At 59.0% G+C, this 18,065-nt stretch carries 18 protein-coding genes; 12 read left to right on the top strand and 6 right to left on the bottom strand.

Annotation, left to right across the window (positions count from 1 at the left end; genetic code table 11):
- Positions 1 to 11: 11 nt before the first annotated feature.
- Both gluQRS and dksA read right to left on the bottom strand, forming a co-directional pair.
- Positions 12 to 899 carry a tRNA glutamyl-Q(34) synthetase GluQRS gene (gene gluQRS, locus BLR16_RS24640; RefSeq protein WP_046719946.1) on the bottom strand — a complete coding sequence of 296 codons (888 nt, stop codon included), beginning with the start codon at positions 897 to 899 and terminating at the stop codon, positions 12 to 14.
- A 303-nt stretch (positions 900 to 1,202) separates the two neighbouring features.
- Positions 1,203 to 1,643 carry an RNA polymerase-binding protein DksA gene (gene dksA / locus BLR16_RS24635; protein ID WP_003430674.1) on the bottom strand — a complete coding sequence of 147 codons (441 nt, stop codon included), beginning with the start codon at positions 1,641 to 1,643 and terminating at the stop codon, positions 1,203 to 1,205.
- Between the two features lie 348 nt (positions 1,644 to 1,991).
- On the opposite strand from dksA, the gene BLR16_RS24630 reads away from it, so the two are divergent.
- Together BLR16_RS24630 and sfsA are read left to right on the top strand one after the other, a co-directional pair.
- On the top strand, positions 1,992 to 3,164 hold the full coding sequence (locus tag BLR16_RS24630; RefSeq protein WP_060708674.1) for a pyridoxal phosphate-dependent aminotransferase: 1,173 nt from the start codon (positions 1,992 to 1,994) through the stop codon (positions 3,162 to 3,164).
- Positions 3,164 to 3,877 carry a DNA/RNA nuclease SfsA gene (sfsA, locus tag BLR16_RS24625; RefSeq protein WP_044310155.1) on the top strand — a complete coding sequence of 238 codons (714 nt, stop codon included), beginning with the start codon at positions 3,164 to 3,166 and terminating at the stop codon, positions 3,875 to 3,877. The genes BLR16_RS24630 and sfsA overlap by 1 nt, the downstream gene beginning before the upstream one ends.
- 30 nt (positions 3,878 to 3,907) lie before the next feature.
- Here the strand turns inward: sfsA and BLR16_RS24620 are convergent, their stop codons facing one another.
- A complete protein-coding gene (locus tag BLR16_RS24620; RefSeq protein ID WP_058416318.1) occupies positions 3,908 to 4,237 on the bottom strand; it encodes a Rieske (2Fe-2S) protein in 330 nt (109 codons plus the stop codon).
- A 226-nt stretch (positions 4,238 to 4,463) separates the two neighbouring features.
- On the opposite strand from BLR16_RS24620, the gene deoC reads away from it, so the two are divergent.
- Positions 4,464 to 5,249: a deoxyribose-phosphate aldolase gene (gene deoC, locus BLR16_RS24615; RefSeq protein ID WP_074809175.1), complete on the top strand. Its 786-nt coding sequence runs from the start codon at positions 4,464 to 4,466 to the stop codon at positions 5,247 to 5,249.
- A gap of 366 nt (positions 5,250 to 5,615) precedes the next feature.
- Here the strand turns inward: deoC and BLR16_RS24610 are convergent, their stop codons facing one another.
- Positions 5,616 to 5,960, bottom strand: coding sequence for a pentapeptide repeat-containing protein (locus BLR16_RS24610; protein WP_003371360.1), 345 nt, complete (start codon positions 5,958 to 5,960; stop codon positions 5,616 to 5,618).
- A 100-nt stretch (positions 5,961 to 6,060) separates the two neighbouring features.
- Complete coding sequence (locus tag BLR16_RS24605) at positions 6,061 to 7,599, bottom strand: bifunctional aminoglycoside phosphotransferase/ATP-binding protein (protein ID WP_054082235.1); 1,539 nt, start codon at positions 7,597 to 7,599, stop codon at positions 6,061 to 6,063.
- 130 nt (positions 7,600 to 7,729) lie between these two features.
- Here BLR16_RS24605 and mrcB point away from each other — a divergent pair, with 130 nt between their 5' ends.
- Genes mrcB through BLR16_RS24590 form a run of 3 tightly spaced genes read left to right on the top strand, consistent with a single transcriptional unit; the run spans position 7,730 to position 11,141 of the window.
- Positions 7,730 to 10,051, top strand: a complete 2,322-nt coding sequence (gene mrcB / locus BLR16_RS24600; RefSeq protein WP_003371363.1) for a penicillin-binding protein 1B — start codon at positions 7,730 to 7,732, stop codon at positions 10,049 to 10,051.
- A 17-nt stretch (positions 10,052 to 10,068) separates the two neighbouring features.
- The gene (locus BLR16_RS24595) at positions 10,069 to 10,812 is read left to right on the top strand and encodes a tetratricopeptide repeat protein (protein WP_044310159.1); all 744 of its coding nucleotides are present in this window, start codon (positions 10,069 to 10,071) and stop codon (positions 10,810 to 10,812) included.
- Positions 10,812 to 11,141, top strand: coding sequence for a YqcC family protein (locus BLR16_RS24590; protein ID WP_003371368.1), 330 nt, complete (start codon positions 10,812 to 10,814; stop codon positions 11,139 to 11,141). Before BLR16_RS24595 ends, BLR16_RS24590 begins: the two co-directional genes overlap by 1 nt.
- An 11-nt stretch (positions 11,142 to 11,152) precedes the next feature.
- Here the strand turns inward: BLR16_RS24590 and BLR16_RS24585 are convergent, their stop codons facing one another.
- On the bottom strand, positions 11,153 to 11,569 hold the full coding sequence (locus tag BLR16_RS24585; RefSeq protein ID WP_074809177.1) for a DUF4124 domain-containing protein: 417 nt from the start codon (positions 11,567 to 11,569) through the stop codon (positions 11,153 to 11,155).
- 397 nt (positions 11,570 to 11,966) lie between these two features.
- Here BLR16_RS24585 and BLR16_RS24580 point away from each other — a divergent pair, with 397 nt between their 5' ends.
- From BLR16_RS24580 to msrQ, 6 genes are all read left to right on the top strand, one after another.
- The gene (locus BLR16_RS24580; protein ID WP_003430666.1) at positions 11,967 to 13,691 is read left to right on the top strand and encodes an acetolactate synthase 3 large subunit; all 1,725 of its coding nucleotides are present in this window, start codon (positions 11,967 to 11,969) and stop codon (positions 13,689 to 13,691) included.
- A gap of 2 nt (positions 13,692 to 13,693) precedes the next feature.
- Positions 13,694 to 14,185: an acetolactate synthase small subunit gene (gene ilvN / locus BLR16_RS24575; protein WP_002552075.1), complete on the top strand. Its 492-nt coding sequence runs from the start codon at positions 13,694 to 13,696 to the stop codon at positions 14,183 to 14,185.
- A gap of 47 nt (positions 14,186 to 14,232) precedes the next feature.
- Positions 14,233 to 15,249 (top strand): ketol-acid reductoisomerase, encoded by a 1,017-nt coding sequence (gene ilvC, locus BLR16_RS24570; protein WP_002552076.1) that lies wholly within the window; start codon positions 14,233 to 14,235, stop codon positions 15,247 to 15,249.
- Between the two features lie 170 nt (positions 15,250 to 15,419).
- A complete protein-coding gene (gene pssA / locus BLR16_RS24565; protein ID WP_003371380.1) occupies positions 15,420 to 16,265 on the top strand; it encodes a CDP-diacylglycerol--serine O-phosphatidyltransferase in 846 nt (281 codons plus the stop codon).
- Between the two features lie 69 nt (positions 16,266 to 16,334).
- Positions 16,335 to 17,348, top strand: a complete 1,014-nt coding sequence (gene msrP, locus BLR16_RS24560) for a protein-methionine-sulfoxide reductase catalytic subunit MsrP (protein ID WP_074809179.1) — start codon at positions 16,335 to 16,337, stop codon at positions 17,346 to 17,348.
- Positions 17,348 to 17,980 (top strand): protein-methionine-sulfoxide reductase heme-binding subunit MsrQ, encoded by a 633-nt coding sequence (gene msrQ, locus BLR16_RS24555; protein WP_003430664.1) that lies wholly within the window; start codon positions 17,348 to 17,350, stop codon positions 17,978 to 17,980. Before msrP ends, msrQ begins: the two co-directional genes overlap by 1 nt.
- The last annotated feature ends 85 nt before the right edge of the window (positions 17,981 to 18,065 follow it).

Raw genomic sequence — 18,065 nt, 5'->3', positions numbered from 1 at the left:
ACCGCTCTGGATCAGTCTATCCGGGCTTCTTCAATATTGCGCAGTCGGGGTATCAGGTCAGCGTTCCAGTGGCGGATGCCCCAGGCAAGCACTTCCTGCGCGGTGCCATCGCTCATGTGTGCATCGAGCGGCTGCCCCAGTGCTCGCAAGGCCCGAAGCAGCAGCGGCGTCGCCTGGTCGGCCGGCAGTGGCGGGGAACGATAGGACTTGCCCAGCTTGTGACCATCAGGCTGGGTGATCAACGGCACATGCAGGTAGCGCGGTTGGGGCAGGCCCAGCAGTTCCTGCAGGTACAGTTGGCGGGGTGTCGAGTCGAGCAGGTCGGCACCGCGGACGATATCGGTGACGCCTTGCCAGGCGTCGTCAATGACCACGGCCAGTTGATAGGCATACAGACCATCGCGCCTGCGGATCACAAAGTCACCGCTTTCGCGCCCCAGGTGCATTTTGAAGAGGCCCTGAACCCGGTCTTCGAAGCGATATTCCAGCTCCGGTACGCGAATGCGGATGGCGGCGTTTTCCGGAGAATGTCCTGCATTGCGGCAGAAACCCGGATAGACACCCTGAAAGTCTTCAAGCTGTTTGCGCGAGCAGGTGCAGGCGTAGGCCAGGCCATGATTGAACCAGCGCTGGAGGATCTCGGCGTAAGCGTCATGGCGTTCGCTTTGCCGCACCATCTGGCCGTCCCATTCAAAACCGTAGCGCTCAAGCGTCTCAAGAATCCCCGCCTGCGCGCCGGCCACTTCACGCGGCGGGTCGAGATCCTCCATACGCAGCAGCCACTGACCGTTTGCTGCACGCGCATCGAGATAGGAAGCGAGGGCTGCGACCAGCGAGCCAAAGTGCAGGTAACCACTGGGAGTCGGCGCAAAGCGCCCGATATAGGCCGGTTTTTTCATGGGCGGGATGTTACGGGTGACGGGCTTGGGCGGGCAAGTGGAACGCAGTGGGTGGTTATGCAGAGTCTTGTGTCAATGCTCAGCGTTGGCGTGCAGTTCGTGACGCTCTGCGTCACACAGCAGTGCCGTCACTAACGTCGCACTCTGCGTCGTCAGTGCCATCGCGATCAACGAGCGCATGGGAGTCAGTTGGACTATTGACAGCGATGAGCACGGAGTGGGAACAAGATTCGCCGTCATCGTGCTTTCAACAGGCACAAAAAAAGACGCCGAAGCGTCTTTTCAGTCAAAGGCGGCCCCAGGTCATTTACCGACCTGTTTTTCCTTGATTTCTGCAAGGGTCTTGCAGTCGACGCACTGGTCTGCAGTCGGGCGAGCCTCAAGACGGCGGATGCCGATCTCTACGCCGCAGGATTCGCACCAGCCATATTCTTCGTCCTTGATCAGTTGCAGCGTCTTGTCGATCTTCTTGATCAGCTTGCGTTCGCGATCGCGGGCACGAAGTTCAAGGCTGAACTCTTCTTCCTGACTGGCACGGTCGGCCGGGTCCGGGAAGTTGGCAGCTTCGTCCTTCATATGGTCTACCGTTCGGTCGACCTCTTGCATCAAGTCCTTCTTCCACTTGTTCAGGATCTTGGTGAAGTGCGCGCGCATCGGCTCGCCCATGTACTCTTCACCCTTCGTTTCCACGTAGGGCTCAAAGCCGCTGATTAGATGGTTCTGTTGCTTTTCTGGGGTGGGCATGTCTGGACCGCCTCTCACTCTTCTAATCTATTGCGCAGGATTGTTCCATCACCGACACCCGTCGGCCCTGCAGCTGCAAGCGGGCGAACTTACCAGATCAAATCGGAGTGCGCTACTCCCGGTTGTCGAGCATGACGACGCCGTCTTCTTGTGGAGATGGCCATTTCGCATCTGCCCTCCATCCAAATGAACTCTAGCCGCTGCGCACCGTCGTAGCTTTCTTTTATTCAGCGTTTGGAAACCGGGCTTTTCAGTTCGCAAACGCACCGTCGGGCGGGTGGTTGGGTAGAATCATGGCGCGCCGTGATGACAATCATGTTTTAACACCCGCCCTATAAAGGAATATCCATGAGCCAGCCTTACAGTGCGCGCAGTCGCGCCATAGAACCTTTTCATGTCATGGCATTGCTGGCGCGTGCCAATGAATTGCAGGCGGCGGGTCATGACGTTATTCACCTTGAAATAGGCGAGCCCGATTTCACCACTGCGCAGCCCATCATAAAGGCTGGCCAGGCGGCGCTGGCAGACGGCAAAACGCGCTACACCGCCGCGCGCGGTCTGCCGCAACTGCGTGAGGCCATTTCCAGGTTTTATGCTCAGCGTTACGGCGTCGACGTCGATCCTCAGCGGATTCTGGTCACGCCGGGCGGTTCAGGCGCCTTGTTGCTGACCAGCAGTCTGTTGGTCGATCCGGGCAAACACTGGTTGCTGGCCGACCCTGGCTACCCGTGCAATCGACACTTTTTACGTCTGATAGAAGGTGAGGCGCAGTTGGTGCCGGTCGGTCCGCAAGAGCGCTATCAGCTGACTCCCGAGCTGGTGGCCACGCACTGGAACCCGAACAGTGTCGGCGCTCTGGTGGCATCGCCGGCCAATCCGACCGGCACTCTATTGAGTCGTGACGAACTGGCAGCCTTGTCTCAGGCTCTGAAAGCCCGCAATGGCCATTTGGTGGTGGACGAGATCTATCACGGCCTGACCTACGGTGTGGATGCCAGTAGCGTGCTGGAAGTGGATAACGACGCTTTCGTCCTCAATAGTTTTTCAAAGTATTTCGGCATGACCGGGTGGCGTTTGGGGTGGCTGGTCGCACCACAGGATGCGGTGGCCGATCTGGAAAAACTGGCCCAGAACCTCTACATCAGCGCGCCGAGCATGGCGCAACATGCGGCGCTTGCCTGTTTTGAGCCGCAGACACTGACCATACTCGAGCAACGGCGCGCCGAGTTCGGCCGCCGCCGGGACTTTCTGCTGCCAGCGCTGCGCGAGCTGGGTTTCGGTATCGCCGTCGAGCCGGAAGGGGCCTTCTATTTGTATGCGGATATCTCCGCGTTTGGCGGTGATGCCTTTGCCTTTTGCCGGCACTTTCTGGAAACCGAGCACGTCGCCTTTACACCGGGGCTGGACTTCGGCCGTTTCCAGGCCGGGCACCACGTGCGCTTTGCCTATACGCAAAGCCTGCCGCGCCTTGAACAGGCGGTCGAGCGAATCGCTCGCGGTTTGCGTAGCTGGGGCGTCTGATGCGTTTTTCTCCGCAGCTTGAACAGGGTCGTCTGCTGGTGCGTTACAAGCGTTTTCTCGCTGATATCGAAACCGATAGCGGTGAGTTGCTGACCATTCACTGCCCTAACACCGGGTCGATGCTCAACTGCATGATGCCCGGCGGGCGCGTGTGGTTCAGTCGCTCGAATGACCCCAAGCGCAAACTGCCGGGCACTTGGGAAATCAGCGAAACCCCGCAGGGTCGCCTGGCCTGTATCAATACCGGACGGGCCAATACGCTGGTTGAAGAGGCCTTGCGCGCCGGGGTCATCAGCGAACTGACGGGTTTCACGGCGCTCAAGCGCGAGGTGGCCTACGGCCAGGAAAAAAGCCGTGTGGACTTTCGTCTGGAGTACCCGGATGGCTACCTGTACCTGGAAGTAAAAAGTGTCACTTTGGGGTTCGATGGTTCCAGCGTGGCGGCATTCCCCGATGCGGTGACCCAGCGTGGCGCGCGGCACCTGCGCGAACTGGCGACGCTGGCGCGCGAAGGCGTGCGCGCCGTGCTGTTGTATTGCGTCAATCTCACCGGTGTGGACGCTGTGCGGCCTGCGCAGGAGATTGATCCTGCCTACGCAGCGGCGTTGCGTGAAGCCGTTGATGCCGGTGTGCAAATTCTTGCCTACGGTGCGCAACTGACGTCTGAAGAGATCTTTATTGACCGGCGTCTGCAGGTACTCGGGCTGGATTGAGGCATCCGGGTACAGGCGGTTCAGTCCCCTTCATGCATCCAACTGCAGCGAGACCCAGATGCCCTCGGCGTCTTCACGGCTTTTGATGACGGTCAGGGACTGGCCTTCACAAGGCCCGGCCACGCATTCGCCGTTCTCGATCAGAAACAATGCTCCATGCGTAGCGCACTGGATCAGGCTTGCGCTGCTGTCCAGAAATTGATCAGGTTGCCATTCCAGGGGAACGCCGCGATGCGGGCAGCGGTTTTTGTAGACGAAGACCTCTCCCTGACGGCGCACGGCAAACAACGCATGTTCGCCCAGCTCGAAGCCTTTGCTGTGAGCTTCGGGCAGGTGGCTTGAAGTGCAGAGGAATATCAAGAAGCCTCCATAGGCCGGTTCTTCGGGGGCCAGTTTTTGGGTTGATGCCTGATCGGACAAGTCTGGCATTTTCTTCGGATCGATGCGCTGCGTTACGTTGACGTCATTACAGGCTGCGTCGGTTCTTTCCTGTCTTTTTGTAGCTTTCGTCTCTAAGCGCACCGCCCGCGCCCGCAAGCCTTGCAGCCGTATATCGTCGGCTCATGTTTTGCAGAGCGGAAACACTATGAAAGAGATGACAGCAGATGATGAGCGACTGGCGCGTCAGGTCATCGGGTTGCTTGAGCTGTTCGCCCTCAATACAGACGACACGGAGCAGCGCATTGTCGGCATCTGTCGGCGTGCCTGTACGCCTGTGGGACCGGTGGCAGCGGTCAGCGTCCAGCAACGGTTTGTGTGTCTGGCGCGCACCACGCTGGATCGCCTACAGGCTCGTCATATCAAGGTCGTCGCGGTGGTCAATTTCCCTCATGGCAGCAGCAATGTTCAGTCGGTCATCGCGCAGGTACGCGCTGCGCTGATGGCTGGCGCGGACGAGATCGACGTCGTCTACCCCTTTCGCGCGCTGCTCGGCGGAGACCGGCAACCCGGCCTGGCGATGATCTCGGCGTGTTCGGCCTTGTGTGCCGGGCAGGTCAGGCTTACAGCGACCCTTGAAACCGGTGACTTGCGCGACTCGCAAATGATCCTCAATGCGTGCCGCGATGCAATCGTCTCAGGCGCCGACTTTATCAAGACCAGCACCGGCAAGGCCGCCACGCATGTCACGCCGCAGGCTGCACGGGTCATGCTGGAGTCGATTGCGGACGTAGGCGGGCAGGTGGGGCTGAAGGTTGCAGGCGGGATCCGTACGTTCGACGAGGCACGTGTTTACATGGCACTGGTCCGCGCCCGGTTTGGTCTGCAATGGATCAACGCCGGGCGTTTACGGCTGGGAGGATCGAGCTTGCTGGACGACTTGCTGGCAAGACTGGGCCTGCTTGAGTCGCATGGCAGCGGCGATGGTTTTTGAGTGTTCGTTGGTTTTGCGCCGGACAAAAAAAGACCCGGCAAAGAGCCGGGTCAAAAACCGTGATTAGCCTGATGAGGAGATAATCTGAAAGTCCGAACCAAGGTCTTTCAGGCTACCGTCCAGTCTCGCGACCGGATGTGATAATCATAACTATTCTCATTTGTAAGTCAACATTTCTTTTGGTCGTACGGGTGCCGGTGCCTGCTTATGATCCAGGCACGGTATTCAAGGATTAAAAAGTGCGGTGCACAGCGTAGCGTCAGTGGCGACGGGGCTGCTCATGCGAGAGAAGAAGGGGTGAAAGCAGGACAATACATCGCCAGCCTGCCGTGCATCGCGCATGCAGGCTGCAACGTTTTTGCGGTATCAGTGGGTACGGTAGCGCAGGCGCGTGCCGAAATTCACCGACATCAGAATCTCGTCAGCCGAGAGCTCGGCCGGGAAGAACACCCCTGAAATCTGAGCGTGAGCGATGCTCGCACCTTCCATCGGTGTATTTCGCAGGTCCAGGCCACGAAGGTCGGCAGAGCGAAAATAAGCGTCGGTGAAGTCGATATTGGCGGTGTCCAGCGCGCGAAGGTCCAGCCCCCTGAAGTCGCCCCCGACCATATCAATGGTGCCGGTTCGTGGTTTCTCTTGATTGAAACCTTCGACATCATCTTTGCGCAGCAGCATATAAAGCGGTGAGTCGATCTGTTTGGGGTGGCTCATGATGGCCTCGCACATGTCATTGCGTTGGAATTATGGCGCCATTATATCGCCATCATCTTGAGGCCGTGAAGCGTTAACCGCTCAACGGCCATGTGTCTTTTTACAGGCCCGGCAGGCGCTGGCGCAGGTTGTCGATAAGGCTGTCCAGGTCGCTGCTGACGTTGGTTGCAACCTTCTTGCTGCGCAGGATCTCGTCGGCGCCGAGCGGCTCGCGACTGGCCTGCTGAGCCTCGATGACTTCCAGCGTCGCGTCAGACGGGTCGTTGTCCTGCGCCTGACGCTGCGCAAGCCAGCCAGCGATCACAGCCTGTGGCGCTTCGCAATCCAGAATCAGGAACGGCACACCGGTGTTTTCCGCAATCTTTGCCGCCGCATCGCGCTGCTCGCGCTTCAGGTAGGTGGCATCGATCACCACCGAGAAGCCCGCGCGCAGGGTTGCGGTAGCAAGCTCATGCAGGCGCGCATAGGTTGCGCCGCTGGCTTGCGCGTCGTACAGATCCTGATTCTGGCCGGCAAACAGGCGCTTGCGCTCTACGTCCGAGCGCAGGCGGATGGCGCCCAGCGATTCCACCAGACGCATCGCAACGTGGCTTTTGCCGACGGCAGAGACACCGTGGGTAATCGTCAGAAACGGTGAAGGGATGGTGCTGTAGCTCTCTGCCAGATTGGCATAGTTGCGGTATTGACGAAGCGTCGCTGCGCGCTGCAAGCCGTCGGCATCGGCTGGCTGGCTGAACAACGCCACCTTGGCACGAACCATTGCGCGGTAGGCCTTGTAGAAATTCAACAGCTCCAGGCCTGCATAGTCGCCGGTGACTTCCAGGTACTGACTGATCAAGCGCCGCGACAGCGACTTCAGGCCACGGTCTTCAAGGTCCATTGCCAGAAAGCCGATGTCGGCGTAGACATCGGTCTTGCGGAACGGCTCGTTGAACTCGATGCAGTCGAACAGCACGACCTTGCCATCAATCACCGTCGCGTTGCCCAGATGAATGTCGCCATGGCATTCGCGGATGAACCCGTCGGCCTTGCGGTGAGACAGCAGCGGCTTGAGTCGCGCAAAGCTCGACTCTGCCCACGCCTGCAGGGCATCAAGCTGTGCCAGGTCGGATTTTTCGCTGATCAGCGGGCGAATCTGCTCGAAATTCTGTACCACCGGGGCCATCACGCTGTCAGGCGAGCCGAGTTCGCTTTCAGCCCCGACCTGCGGCGAGGTCAGGTGAAAACCGGCAATCTGGTGCGCCAGTTCGTCGATGTGCGCAGTCGTCACTTCACCGTTGGCCTGCAGTGTGCTCAGCAGGCCGTCCTGCGAGAACTGCTTCATCTTCAGCGCGTATTCGATGGCTTCGCCGTCGCCGCCCAGTTGCGGCGCGTCCGCTGTGCCGGTGATCGGCAGGACTTCGATGTAGAGGTCGTCGGTCAGGCGCTGATTCAGGCGCAACTCTTCCTCACAGAAATGCTTGCGCAGGGCCAGCGTGGTGAAGTCCAGAAAGCCGAAGTTCATCGGTTTTTTGAATTTGTAGGCGTATGGACCCGTCAGCAGCACCCAGGAAATGTGCGTTTCGATGACCTGGAAACTCTCCACCGGATGGGGGAAGAGGGCAGGGTTCTGCAGGGCAGCAATCAAAGACTGGCTCACGGTCGATCCTTCAGGAATGTGTTCAAAATGTAAGTACACGATGCCGCCATTATGGCCGCTTGGCGCGAGGCTGCAAACCGCTGACTCGGGCGTCTGTCGATCCTCGGTAAAGTGCGTATAATCCGCGCCCATGACTCGATCCCGCACCTCTCGTTCTGCAAAAAAACAACCTCCCCGCAGCCTTAACAAGTGGCTGGGCTGGGCGCTGAAGCTTGGTATTGTCGGCCTGGTTCTGCTGGGCGGCCTGGCCATTTACCTGGATGCCATCGTCCAGGAAAAATTCTCCGGCAAGCGCTGGACCATCCCGGCCAAGGTCTATGCACGGCCGCTGGAACTTTTCGTCGGACAGAAGCTGAGCCGCGATGACTTTCTCATCGAGCTGGACGCCCTGGGCTATCGCCGCGAAAGCGTGGCGAACGGGCCCGGCGCCGCAGCGGTGAACGGCAATACCGTCGACCTCAACACACGTGGTTTCCAGTTCTACGAAGGCACTGACGCAGCGCAGCAGGTTCGCGTGCGCTTTTCCGGTGACTACGTAGCCGACCTGTCGTCGGGCAATGGAGCCAAGCTTGCGGTGGCGCGGCTTGAACCCTTGCTGATCGGCGGTCTTTACCCGAAGAATCTGGAAGACCGGATCCTGATCAAGCTGGATCAGGCGCCGCCCTATCTGCTCGACGGGTTGGTAGCGGTCGAGGACCGTGATTTCTATCACCACTTCGGCGTGTCGCCCAAGTCCATTGCCCGGGCGATCTGGGTCAATACCTCACAGGGGCAAATGCGCCAGGGCGGCAGCACGCTGACCCAGCAGTTGGTCAAGAACTTCTACCTGACCAACGAGCGCAGCCTCACCCGTAAGCTGACCGAAGCCATGATGGCCGTTCTGCTGGAGATCCATTACAGCAAGCAGGAAATCCTCGAGGCCTATCTCAACGAAGTGTTCGTCGGGCAGGACGGCCAGCGTGCCGTTCACGGTTTCGGTCTGGCCAGCCAGTATTTCTTCAGCCAGCCGCTCTCCGAACTGAAAATCCATCAGGTGGCGATGCTGGTCGGTCTGGTCAAAGGGCCTTCCTTCTACAACCCGCGTCGCAATCCGGAGCGTGCTCTGGAGCGTCGCAATCTGGTGCTCGACCTGTTCGAGCAGCAGGGCGTCGCTACTCCGGAAGTGGTTGCCGCTGCGAAGAAAATGCCACTGGGTGTGACCAAGACCGGGACCCTCGCCGACAGTTCGTTTCCGGCGTTCCTCGATCTGGTCAAGCGTCAGCTGCGCGAAGACTATCGTGACGAAGACTTGACCGAAGAAGGGTTGCGGATCTTTACCAGCTTCGATCCGATCCTGCAGATGAAGTCCCAGGCTGCCATGGACGATACATTCAAGAAGCTCGCCGGGCGCAAGGGCTCTGACGAGGTGGAGTCGGCCATGGTCGTCACCAACCCTGAAACCGGCGAAGTGCAGGCGTTGATCGGCGGGCGTGAGGCCGGGTTCTCGGGCTTCAATCGGGCGATCGACGCGGTACGGCCGATCGGCTCGCTGGTCAAGCCGGCTATCTACCTGACGGCACTCGAACGGCCAAGCCAGTACACATTGACCAGCTGGATCGCCGACGAACTGTTTCAGGTCAAAGGCGCCGATGGCCAGATCTGGAAACCACAGAACTACGATCGCAAGTCACACGGCAATATCTTTCTGTATCAGGGGCTGGCGCATTCGTACAACCTGTCGACCGCCAAGCTGGGTCTTGAGCTGGGCATTCCAAACGTATTCAAGACCCTCGCCAAGCTGGGTGTGACGCGCGAATGGCCTGCCTATCCGTCGATGCTGCTGGGTGCGGGTGGCTTGAGTCCGATGGAGGTGGCCACCATGTATCAGACCATTGCCAGCGGTGGGTTCAATACGCCGATGCGCGGTATCCGCAGTGTGCTCACCGCTGAAGGCGAGCCGCTCAAACGTTATCCGTTCCAGATTGAACAGCGCTTCGATCCGGGTGCCATATACCTGGTGCAGAATGCGATGCAGCGGGTGATGCGCGAAGGTACGGGCAAATCTGTTTACAACGTGTTGCCGAGCTCGTTGAATCTGGCAGGCAAGACCGGCACCAGTAACGACTCTCGCGACAGCTGGTTTGCCGGGTTCAGTCAGGACCTGCTGGCCGTGGTGTGGATGGGCCGCGATGACAACGGCAAGACACCGTTTACCGGTGCTACCGGTGCCCTGCAGGTCTGGACCAGTTTCATGCGCAAGGCCGGTCCGCTGCCGCTGGACATGGCGATGCCGGACAACGTCGTTCAGGCGTGGGTCGATGCACAGACCGGTCAGGGTTCGGATGCAAGCTGCCCGAATGCCGTGCAGATGCCGTATATTCGCGGCAGTGAGCCCCAGCCCGGCGCGACATGCGGCGGCGCTCCGGCACCTGCCACTGAGGTGATGGACTGGGTCAAGGGTTGGTTGAACTAGGCAATCGAGGTTTTGAAGTGAATAAATGGTGGATTCCAGCTTTAACGGCACTGGCCTTGCTGAACGGCTGCGCCAGTGTGGAACGCGGCTCGATTCCGGTCGTGGATTCGAGCTCCAAGGTGTCCAACGGCGAACGTGCGGCAGCTTCGCGTAACGGTACTTACCGCACCAACACCGCGCCGGTGCAACAGCAGCCGCAAGCCGTACCGCAGGACTCGGGCGTCGTAGTGATGGTGCCGGGCGCGGGTGGTGCTGATGCCGGGCAGAGTTTCTCTGCGCCGGCCACTCAGGCGCCGTTCAGTGTCAACACTCCGCCTGTCGATGCCGCCCCGGTCAATCAGGCCCCGGTCAGTCAGGCTCCTGCGAATAACAGTTACAGCATGCCGGCTGCCTCTGCTCCGACCGGAATCCCGTCCAGCGGTGGCGGTCTGTCGGAGGACGAACAGCTTGATGGTCCTGTACTGGCATTGCTGACCACCGCGCAGCAACAGCAGAGCAGCGGCGATCTCAATGGCGCGTCGTCCAGTCTCGAGCGTGCGCAGCGGGTTGCACCGCGCGAGCCGCAAGTGCTCTATCGTCTGGCTCAGGTGCGTCTGGCTCAGGGCGATGCGGCCCAGGCCGAGCAACTGGCACGTCGTGGTCTGACTTACGCCAACGGACGCACCAGCCTTCAGGCCAGCCTGTGGGGATTGATCGCTCAGTCACGCGAAAAGCAGGGTGATGCGGCCGGTGCCGCCCTGGCTCGTCAAAAGGCTCGCTGATGGACGGACGTTTGCCTGAGGTTGCCGAGCAACTGTTGTTGATAGAGCGCGAGTTGCGCTTGCTGGGCTGGTGGGATACGACACCGCCCAGCGAGCAGGCGCTCGCCAGTCAGGAACCGTTCAGCGTCGATACTCTGGAGTTCGCCCAGTGGTTGCAATGGATTTTCCTGCCGCGGATGAAGGTCATCCTTGAACGCGACCTGCCATTGCCCAACGCTTCCGGCATTCTGGAAATGGCCGAGATGGTCTATGCCGGGTGCATGACTGAAACCCGGCAACTGCAAGCGCATCTGGCGCGGTTCGACCAGCTGATTACAGCAGCGCGCTGATCGGCGCGCTTCTATCGGCAGTATTCGCTGATAGCCCTGTTGGTTTCTTCGATACGCGTCTTGCGGTTCTCATCCGTAAGGCGCCTCGATTCGCCTCCCACCTGCTCACGCACGCGCGGATTGTTCTGCAACTGCGCGAGATTGGTGCGCAAGGTCTCGCAACTTTCCGCGCGGTTGGCTTCCTGAGCCTTCACCTGGCTTTTGACTTTCTGGTCAATCTCGCGTTGCTGCGCAGCCCCGTCGTCCGCTGGCATGCCCGGCGCGGCGGCAGGTGGCGGTGTCTGCACATTGATTTCCTGTACCTGCTGACCAGTAGGCGGCTGAGCATCGAAGTGCGTCACACCCTGGGCATCCACCCACTTATAGATTGAAGCGGCCTGGCTGGTTGCGCTGATGGCCAGCGCAGCGGCGAGAATCATCCAGTGCATGTCGGGTCCTTGAAAGTCTGTGCATGCAGAAAGCTACCATAACAGTGCATTTCAGTCCGAAACGGTGCGATTTCACTCGTCGGGTGTCAAGAAAGCGCACGGATCGCTTGACTTGAAGGGGGGGAATCACAACAATCCAAAGTTCGCTGTAGAAGGACTGCCAGAAGCAGACCCTCTCGGTAGATCATGAGGCGCACACCCGCGCCGACCTGTAACACCCGCAACGCGTTACCTCGCGCTGGGTGGGAATGTTCCGCAACACTCAGGGACCTCCCAATACTTGCTCAGTCAGTGCTGACGTAGTCGGCGACCACCGTCGCTCATGCTCTGCTGGCAGTAAACCTATTAAGACCCGTCCCGGAGTGGGCGGTATTCTGGCGTTTTAGAGGTGAACAACGTGGAGCTTTTATCTGGCGCTGAAATGGTCGTCCGCTTTTTGCGTGACGAAGGCGTTGAGCATATCTATGGGTACCCCGGTGGTGCCCTCCTGCATGTCTACGATGCCCTGTTCAAAGAACCGGCGGTGAGCCACATCCTTGTTCGCCACGAGCAGGCTGCCACGCACATGGCTGATGGCTATGCGCGGGCGACCGGCAAGGCGGGCGTGGTGCTGGTGACTTCGGGTCCTGGTGCAACCAATGCCATTACCGGTATCGCCACGGCGTACATGGACTCCATTCCGATGGTGGTCCTGTCCGGTCAGGTAGCCAGTACGCTGGTGGGCACCGATGCGTTCCAGGAGACCGACATGATCGGTATCTCCCGGCCGATCGTGAAGCACAGCTTCATGATCAAGCACCCGTCGGAAATCCCGGAAGTTCTGAAGAAGGCGTTCTACCTGGCACAGTCCGGTCGTCCAGGCCCGGTGGTCGTCGATATTCCGAAGGACATGACCAACCCGGCCGAAAAATTCGAATACGTCTTTCCGAAAAAAGCCAAGCTGCGTTCCTACAGCCCGGCGGTTCGTGGCCATTCCGGTCAGATCCGCAAGGCCGTCGAGATGCTGCTGGCGGCCAAGCGCCCGATCGTCTACGCCGGTGGCGGAGTGATCATGGGCAATGCTTCGGCGCAACTGACCGAACTGGCGCAACTGCTCGATGCACCGGTAACCAATACCCTGATGGGGCTTGGCTGCTATCCGGGCACGGATCGTCAGTTCGTCGGCATGCTCGGGATGCATGGCAGCTACACCGCCAACCTCGCGATGCACCACACCGATGTGATTCTGGCCGTCGGCGCGCGCTTCGATGACCGTGTGATCAACGGCGCCAGCAAGTTCTGCCCGAACGCCAAGATTATCCACATTGATATCGACCCGGCTTCGATCTCCAAGACCATCAAGGCCGACGTGCCTATCGTCGGTCCTGTCGAAAGCGTGCTGACCGAAATGGTCGCCACCTTGAAAGAGATCGGCGAGACACCCGACAAGGCATCCGTTGCCGCGTGGTGGAAGCAGATTGACGAGTGGCGCGGTACGGGTGATCTGTTCCCGTACAACCGTGGCGATGGCACGGTCATCAAGCCGCAGGCCGTTATCGAAACGCTGTGCGAAGTCACCAAGGGCGACGCTTATGTCACCTCGGACGTCGGCCAGCATCAGATGTTCGCTGCGCAGTACTACCGCTTCAACAAGCCGAACCGCTGGATCAACTCCGGCGGTCTGGGCACCATGGGCTTTGGCTTCCCGGCTGCTATGGGCGTCAAGCTGAGCTTCCCCGATGCGCACGTTGCCTGTGTGACCGGTGAAGGCAGTATCCAGATGAACATCCAGGAACTGTCGACCTGCCTGCAGTACGGCCTGCCGGTGAAGATCATTCTGCTCAACAACGGTGTGCTGGGCATGGTCCGCCAGTGGCAGGACATGAGCTACGGCGCGCGTCACTCGCACTCCTACATGGAGTCGCTGCCTGATTTCGTCAAGCTGGTCGAGGCCTATGGCCACGTCGGCATGCGTATCACTGACCTGAAGGATCTGAAGCCGAAGATGGAAGAAGCCTTTGCCATGACTGACCGGCTGGTGTTCATGGATATTCAGGTCGATGTGACCGAGCACGTCTATCCGATGCAAATCAAGGACGGCTCCATGCGCGATATGTGGTTGAGCAAGACGGAGCGGACATAATCATGCGCCATATCATTTCCCTGCTGCTGGAAAACGAACCGGGTGCACTGTCGCGCGTCGTCGGTCTGTTCTCCCAGCGTAATTACAACATCGAAAGCCTGACGGTTGCGCCGACCGAAGACCCGACCCTGTCGCGTCTGACGCTCACCACCGTAGGTCATGATGAGGTGATCGAGCAGATCACCAAGAACCTCAACAAGCTCATCGAAGTGGTCAAGCTGGTCGACCTGTCGGAAAGCGCTCACATCGAGCGCGAACTGATGCTGGTCAAGGTCAAGGCCACTGGCGCGCAGCGTGCCGAGATCAAGCGCACCACGGATATCTTCCGCGGGCAGATCGTCGACGTGACCGCCAGCGTTTACACCGTGCAGCTGAGCGGCACGAGCGACAAACTGGACAGCTTCATTCAGGCCATCGGCACCGCCGCTATCCTGGAAACAGTACGCAGTGGCGTAACGGGTATTGCCCGTGGCGACAAAGTGCTGAGCATCTAAATCAATTAAGCAAATGGCCTGTGTGGCCAAGATAACAGGGGATTTCCATGAAAGTTTTCTACGACAAAGACTGTGATCTTTCGATCATCCAGGGCAAGAAAGTCGCCATCATCGGTTACGGTTCGCAAGGTCACGCCCAGGCGTGCAACCTGAAAGACTCCGGCGTTGATGTCACTGTCGGCCTGCGTAAAGGTTCGGCCACTGTCGCCAAGGCCGAGGCGCATGGCCTGAAAGTGACCGACGTCGCTTCTGCCGTTGCCGCTGCCGACCTGGTCATGATCCTGACCCCGGACGAGTTTCAGTCCCAGCTGTACAAGAACGAAGTCGAGCCGAACCTGAAAAAGGGCGCAACACTGGCGTTCTCCCACGGCTTCGCGATTCACTACAACCAGGTCGTGCCGCGCGCTGACCTCGACGTGATCATGATTGCGCCGAAGGCTCCCGGCCACACCGTGCGTACCGAGTTCGTCAAGGGCGGCGGTATCCCTGACCTGATCGCGGTTTATCAGGATGCTTCCGGCAACGCCAAGAACGTTGCCCTGTCCTACGCTTCGGGCGTTGGCGGCGGCCGTACCGGCATTATCGAAACCACTTTCAAGGACGAGACTGAAACCGATCTGTTCGGCGAGCAGGCTGTTCTGTGCGGCGGTACTGTCGAGCTGGTCAAGGCTGGTTTCGAAACGCTGGTTGAAGCTGGCTACGCGCCGGAAATGGCTTACTTCGAGTGCCTGCACGAACTGAAGCTGATCGTTGACCTCATGTACGAAGGCGGTATCGCCAACATGAACTACTCGATCTCCAACAACGCCGAATATGGCGAATACGTCACCGGCCCTGAAGTCATCAACGCCGAATCCCGTCAGGCCATGCGCAACGCTCTGAAGCGTATCCAGGACGGTGAATACGCGAAGATGTTCATCAGCGAAGGCGCCACCGGCTACCCGTCGATGACTGCCAAGCGTCGTAACAACGCTGCGCACGGCATCGAAATCATCGGTGAAAAACTGCGCTCGATGATGCCTTGGATCGCGGCGAACAAAATCGTCGACAAAGACAAGAACTAAGCTTTTCCGGCTCACCGCCGGACTACAGCTGGTTCACAGGAAAAAGCGCGACCCATCGGTCGCGCTTTTTCGTTATGGGTCAGGCTCTGGTATAAAGCTGCATCGTTTGCAGGCGAACCCTCGCCGCAGACCTGTGTCGAACCTTTTCATACCGCTGCAAGGTAATCTCCATGAGCGAACGTCCTGAAGAGCCCATCAAGGCCTCTGACGCTGAAAGTCTGCTACCTATCGATGAACACGTGGAAGATGGCCATGACGCCGACGGCCGACAGGTCCGGCATCGGGGTATCTATCTGCTTCCCAACCTGTTTACCACGGCGAATCTGTTCGCGGGTTTCTACTCCATCATCAGCTCCATGAGTGCGCAAAGCGCCATGAGCGCCGGTGATTTTGCCGGGGCAAGCAAGTATTTCGCCTTCGCTGCGATTGCGATCTTCGTGGCCATGGTGCTCGACGGCCTGGATGGTCGTGTTGCGCGCATGACCAACACGCAAAGTGCGTTTGGCGCCGAGTACGACTCGCTGTCCGACATGGTTGCCTTCGGTGTGGCACCGGCGTTGCTGGCATTCGGCTGGGCATTGGGCGACATGGGCAAGGTCGGCTGGATGGTTGCCTTCATCTATGTAGCCGGTGCTGCATTGCGTCTGGCGCGCTTCAATACTCAGGTCGGCAAGGCTGACAAGCGCTACTTCATCGGCCTGGCCAGTCCGGCAGCGGCAGGTGTGGTGGCCGGCACGGTCTGGGCATTCAGCGATTTCGGGATTCAGGGCTCCAAGCTGTCGTTTCTCGTCGCATTGCTGGTCGCCGCCGCCGGTATGCTGATGGTCAGTAACATCAAGTACAACAGCTTCAAGGAGCTGGACTTGAAGGGGCGGGTGCCTTTTGTTGCGATTCTGGCGGTGGTCCTGGTGTTTGCTGTCGTATTCAGCGACCCGCCGCGCATTTTGCTGCTGATATTCCTCGCGTACGCTCTTTCTGGCCCCATTCAGTATCTGCTACGTCGCCGCAAGGCCTAGTCAAAGATCTAATTTCCACCATACTCCGTAGTCTATAGGTGCATCAGTTCCCTGGCCTGCGGAGTCATCATGCTAATCAAGCTTCCTTCTGCGTCCGGCTCCAAAGAGTCGGACGTCACGCCTGAATCCATTTATCTCTCGCGACGCACATTGCTCGCCAGCTCGCTTGCGGGGCTCGCCGTCACAGCAATGCCGCGCTGGGCAGGTGCCGCCGATGCATCGCGGTATGCCGATGTAGAGCCTGGTAAAGCGCCGGGCTGGTTCGCGGATAAACTGCCCTCCACGAAGTGGCAGGCGGTCAACGTCAAGGACGAGGCGATCACGCCGTTCAAGGACGCGACCCATTACAACAACTTCTATGAGTTCGGTACTGACAAGGGCGATCCTGCCAAGAATGCCGGCTCTCTGCAGACCGAGCCCTGGAGTGTCGTGATCGATGGTGAAGTCGGCAAGCCTGGCCGTTATGCACTCGAAGACTTCATGAAGCCTTATCAGTTGGAAGAGCGGATCTACCGGTTGCGCTGCGTCGAAGCCTGGTCGATGGTCATTCCATGGATTGGTTTTCCGATCTCTGCGCTACTCAAGCAGGTAGAGCCGACTTCCAAAGCCAAATACATTCGTTTTGAAACGCTGGAAGACGCCAAGTCCATGCCGGGCCAGCGCTCGGACTTTGCCCTGATCGACTGGCCTTATGTAGAAGGGCTGCGTCTGGACGAGGCGATGAACCCTCTGGCGATTCTGGCGGTGGGCATGTACGGGCGGGAGCTGCCTAACCAGAATGGCGCACCGTTACGTCTGGTGGTGCCATGGAAATATGGTTTCAAGAGTGTGAAGTCCATCGTGCGTATCAGCCTGGTCAGTGAGCAGCCGAAGACCACTTGGCAAAGCATTGCGGCAAACGAGTATGGCTTCTATGCCAACGTCAACCCGACTGTCGATCATCCGCGCTGGACACAAGCCCGTGAGCGTCGCTTGCCGAGCGGCCTGTTCAGTCCGAATCTGCGCGATACGAAGATGTTCAATGGCTATGAGGAAGAGGTGGGTTCCTTGTATGCCGGCATGGATTTGCGGAAGGACTATTGATGCGATATCCGTTTTTGCGTCTGGCTGTATTTCTTGCCGCTTGCATTGCCCCTGTGTGGTGGTTGTACCAGGCATGGATCTTTGCGCTCGGGCCTGATCCCGGCAAGGTCCTTGTGGAGAACTTCGGAGTGGCGACGTTGGTCATGCTGCTGATCACACTCGCCATGACGCCGTTGCAGCGTCTGACCGGGTGGTCGGGGTGGATCGTGGTGCGTCGCCAGCTGGGCCTATGGTGTTTTGCGTATGCGCTGCTGCACCTGACAATGTACGCGCTGTTCATTCTGGGGCTGGATTGGGGGCAGTTGGGTGTCGAACTGGTCAAGCGTCCTTATATCATCGTTGGTGCGCTGGCGTTCCTTGGGCTGCTTGCGCTGGCGGTGACATCCAACCGCTATAGTCAGCGTCGTCTTGGGGCGCGCTGGAAAAAGCTGCACCGGATCATCTACGTGATTCTGGGACTGGGTTTGCTGCATATGTTCTGGATTGTCCGGGCCGACCTTAAAGAGTGGGCGCTGTATGCGGGGATAGGTGCATTTCTGTTGTTGCTGCGGATTCCCGTGTTTGCTCGGCGAATCCCGCGTCTGGGCGGCGCTGCGAAGGCCAGATCGGTAAAAGTTCAAAATAACGGTTGACGCCCTCTGTGAGGTGTCTATAATTCGCCCCACTTCCGGCGCAGACGGAAACGAAAAAGCCTTGTAGATCAATAGTTTGCAAGGT

The sequence above is a fragment of the Pseudomonas sp. BS3767 genome, assembly GCF_900099665.1.
GTDB classification, from domain to species: Bacteria; Pseudomonadota; Gammaproteobacteria; order Pseudomonadales; family Pseudomonadaceae; genus Aquipseudomonas; species Aquipseudomonas cerasi.
This window is presented reverse-complemented; position numbering and strand designations above follow the sequence as displayed.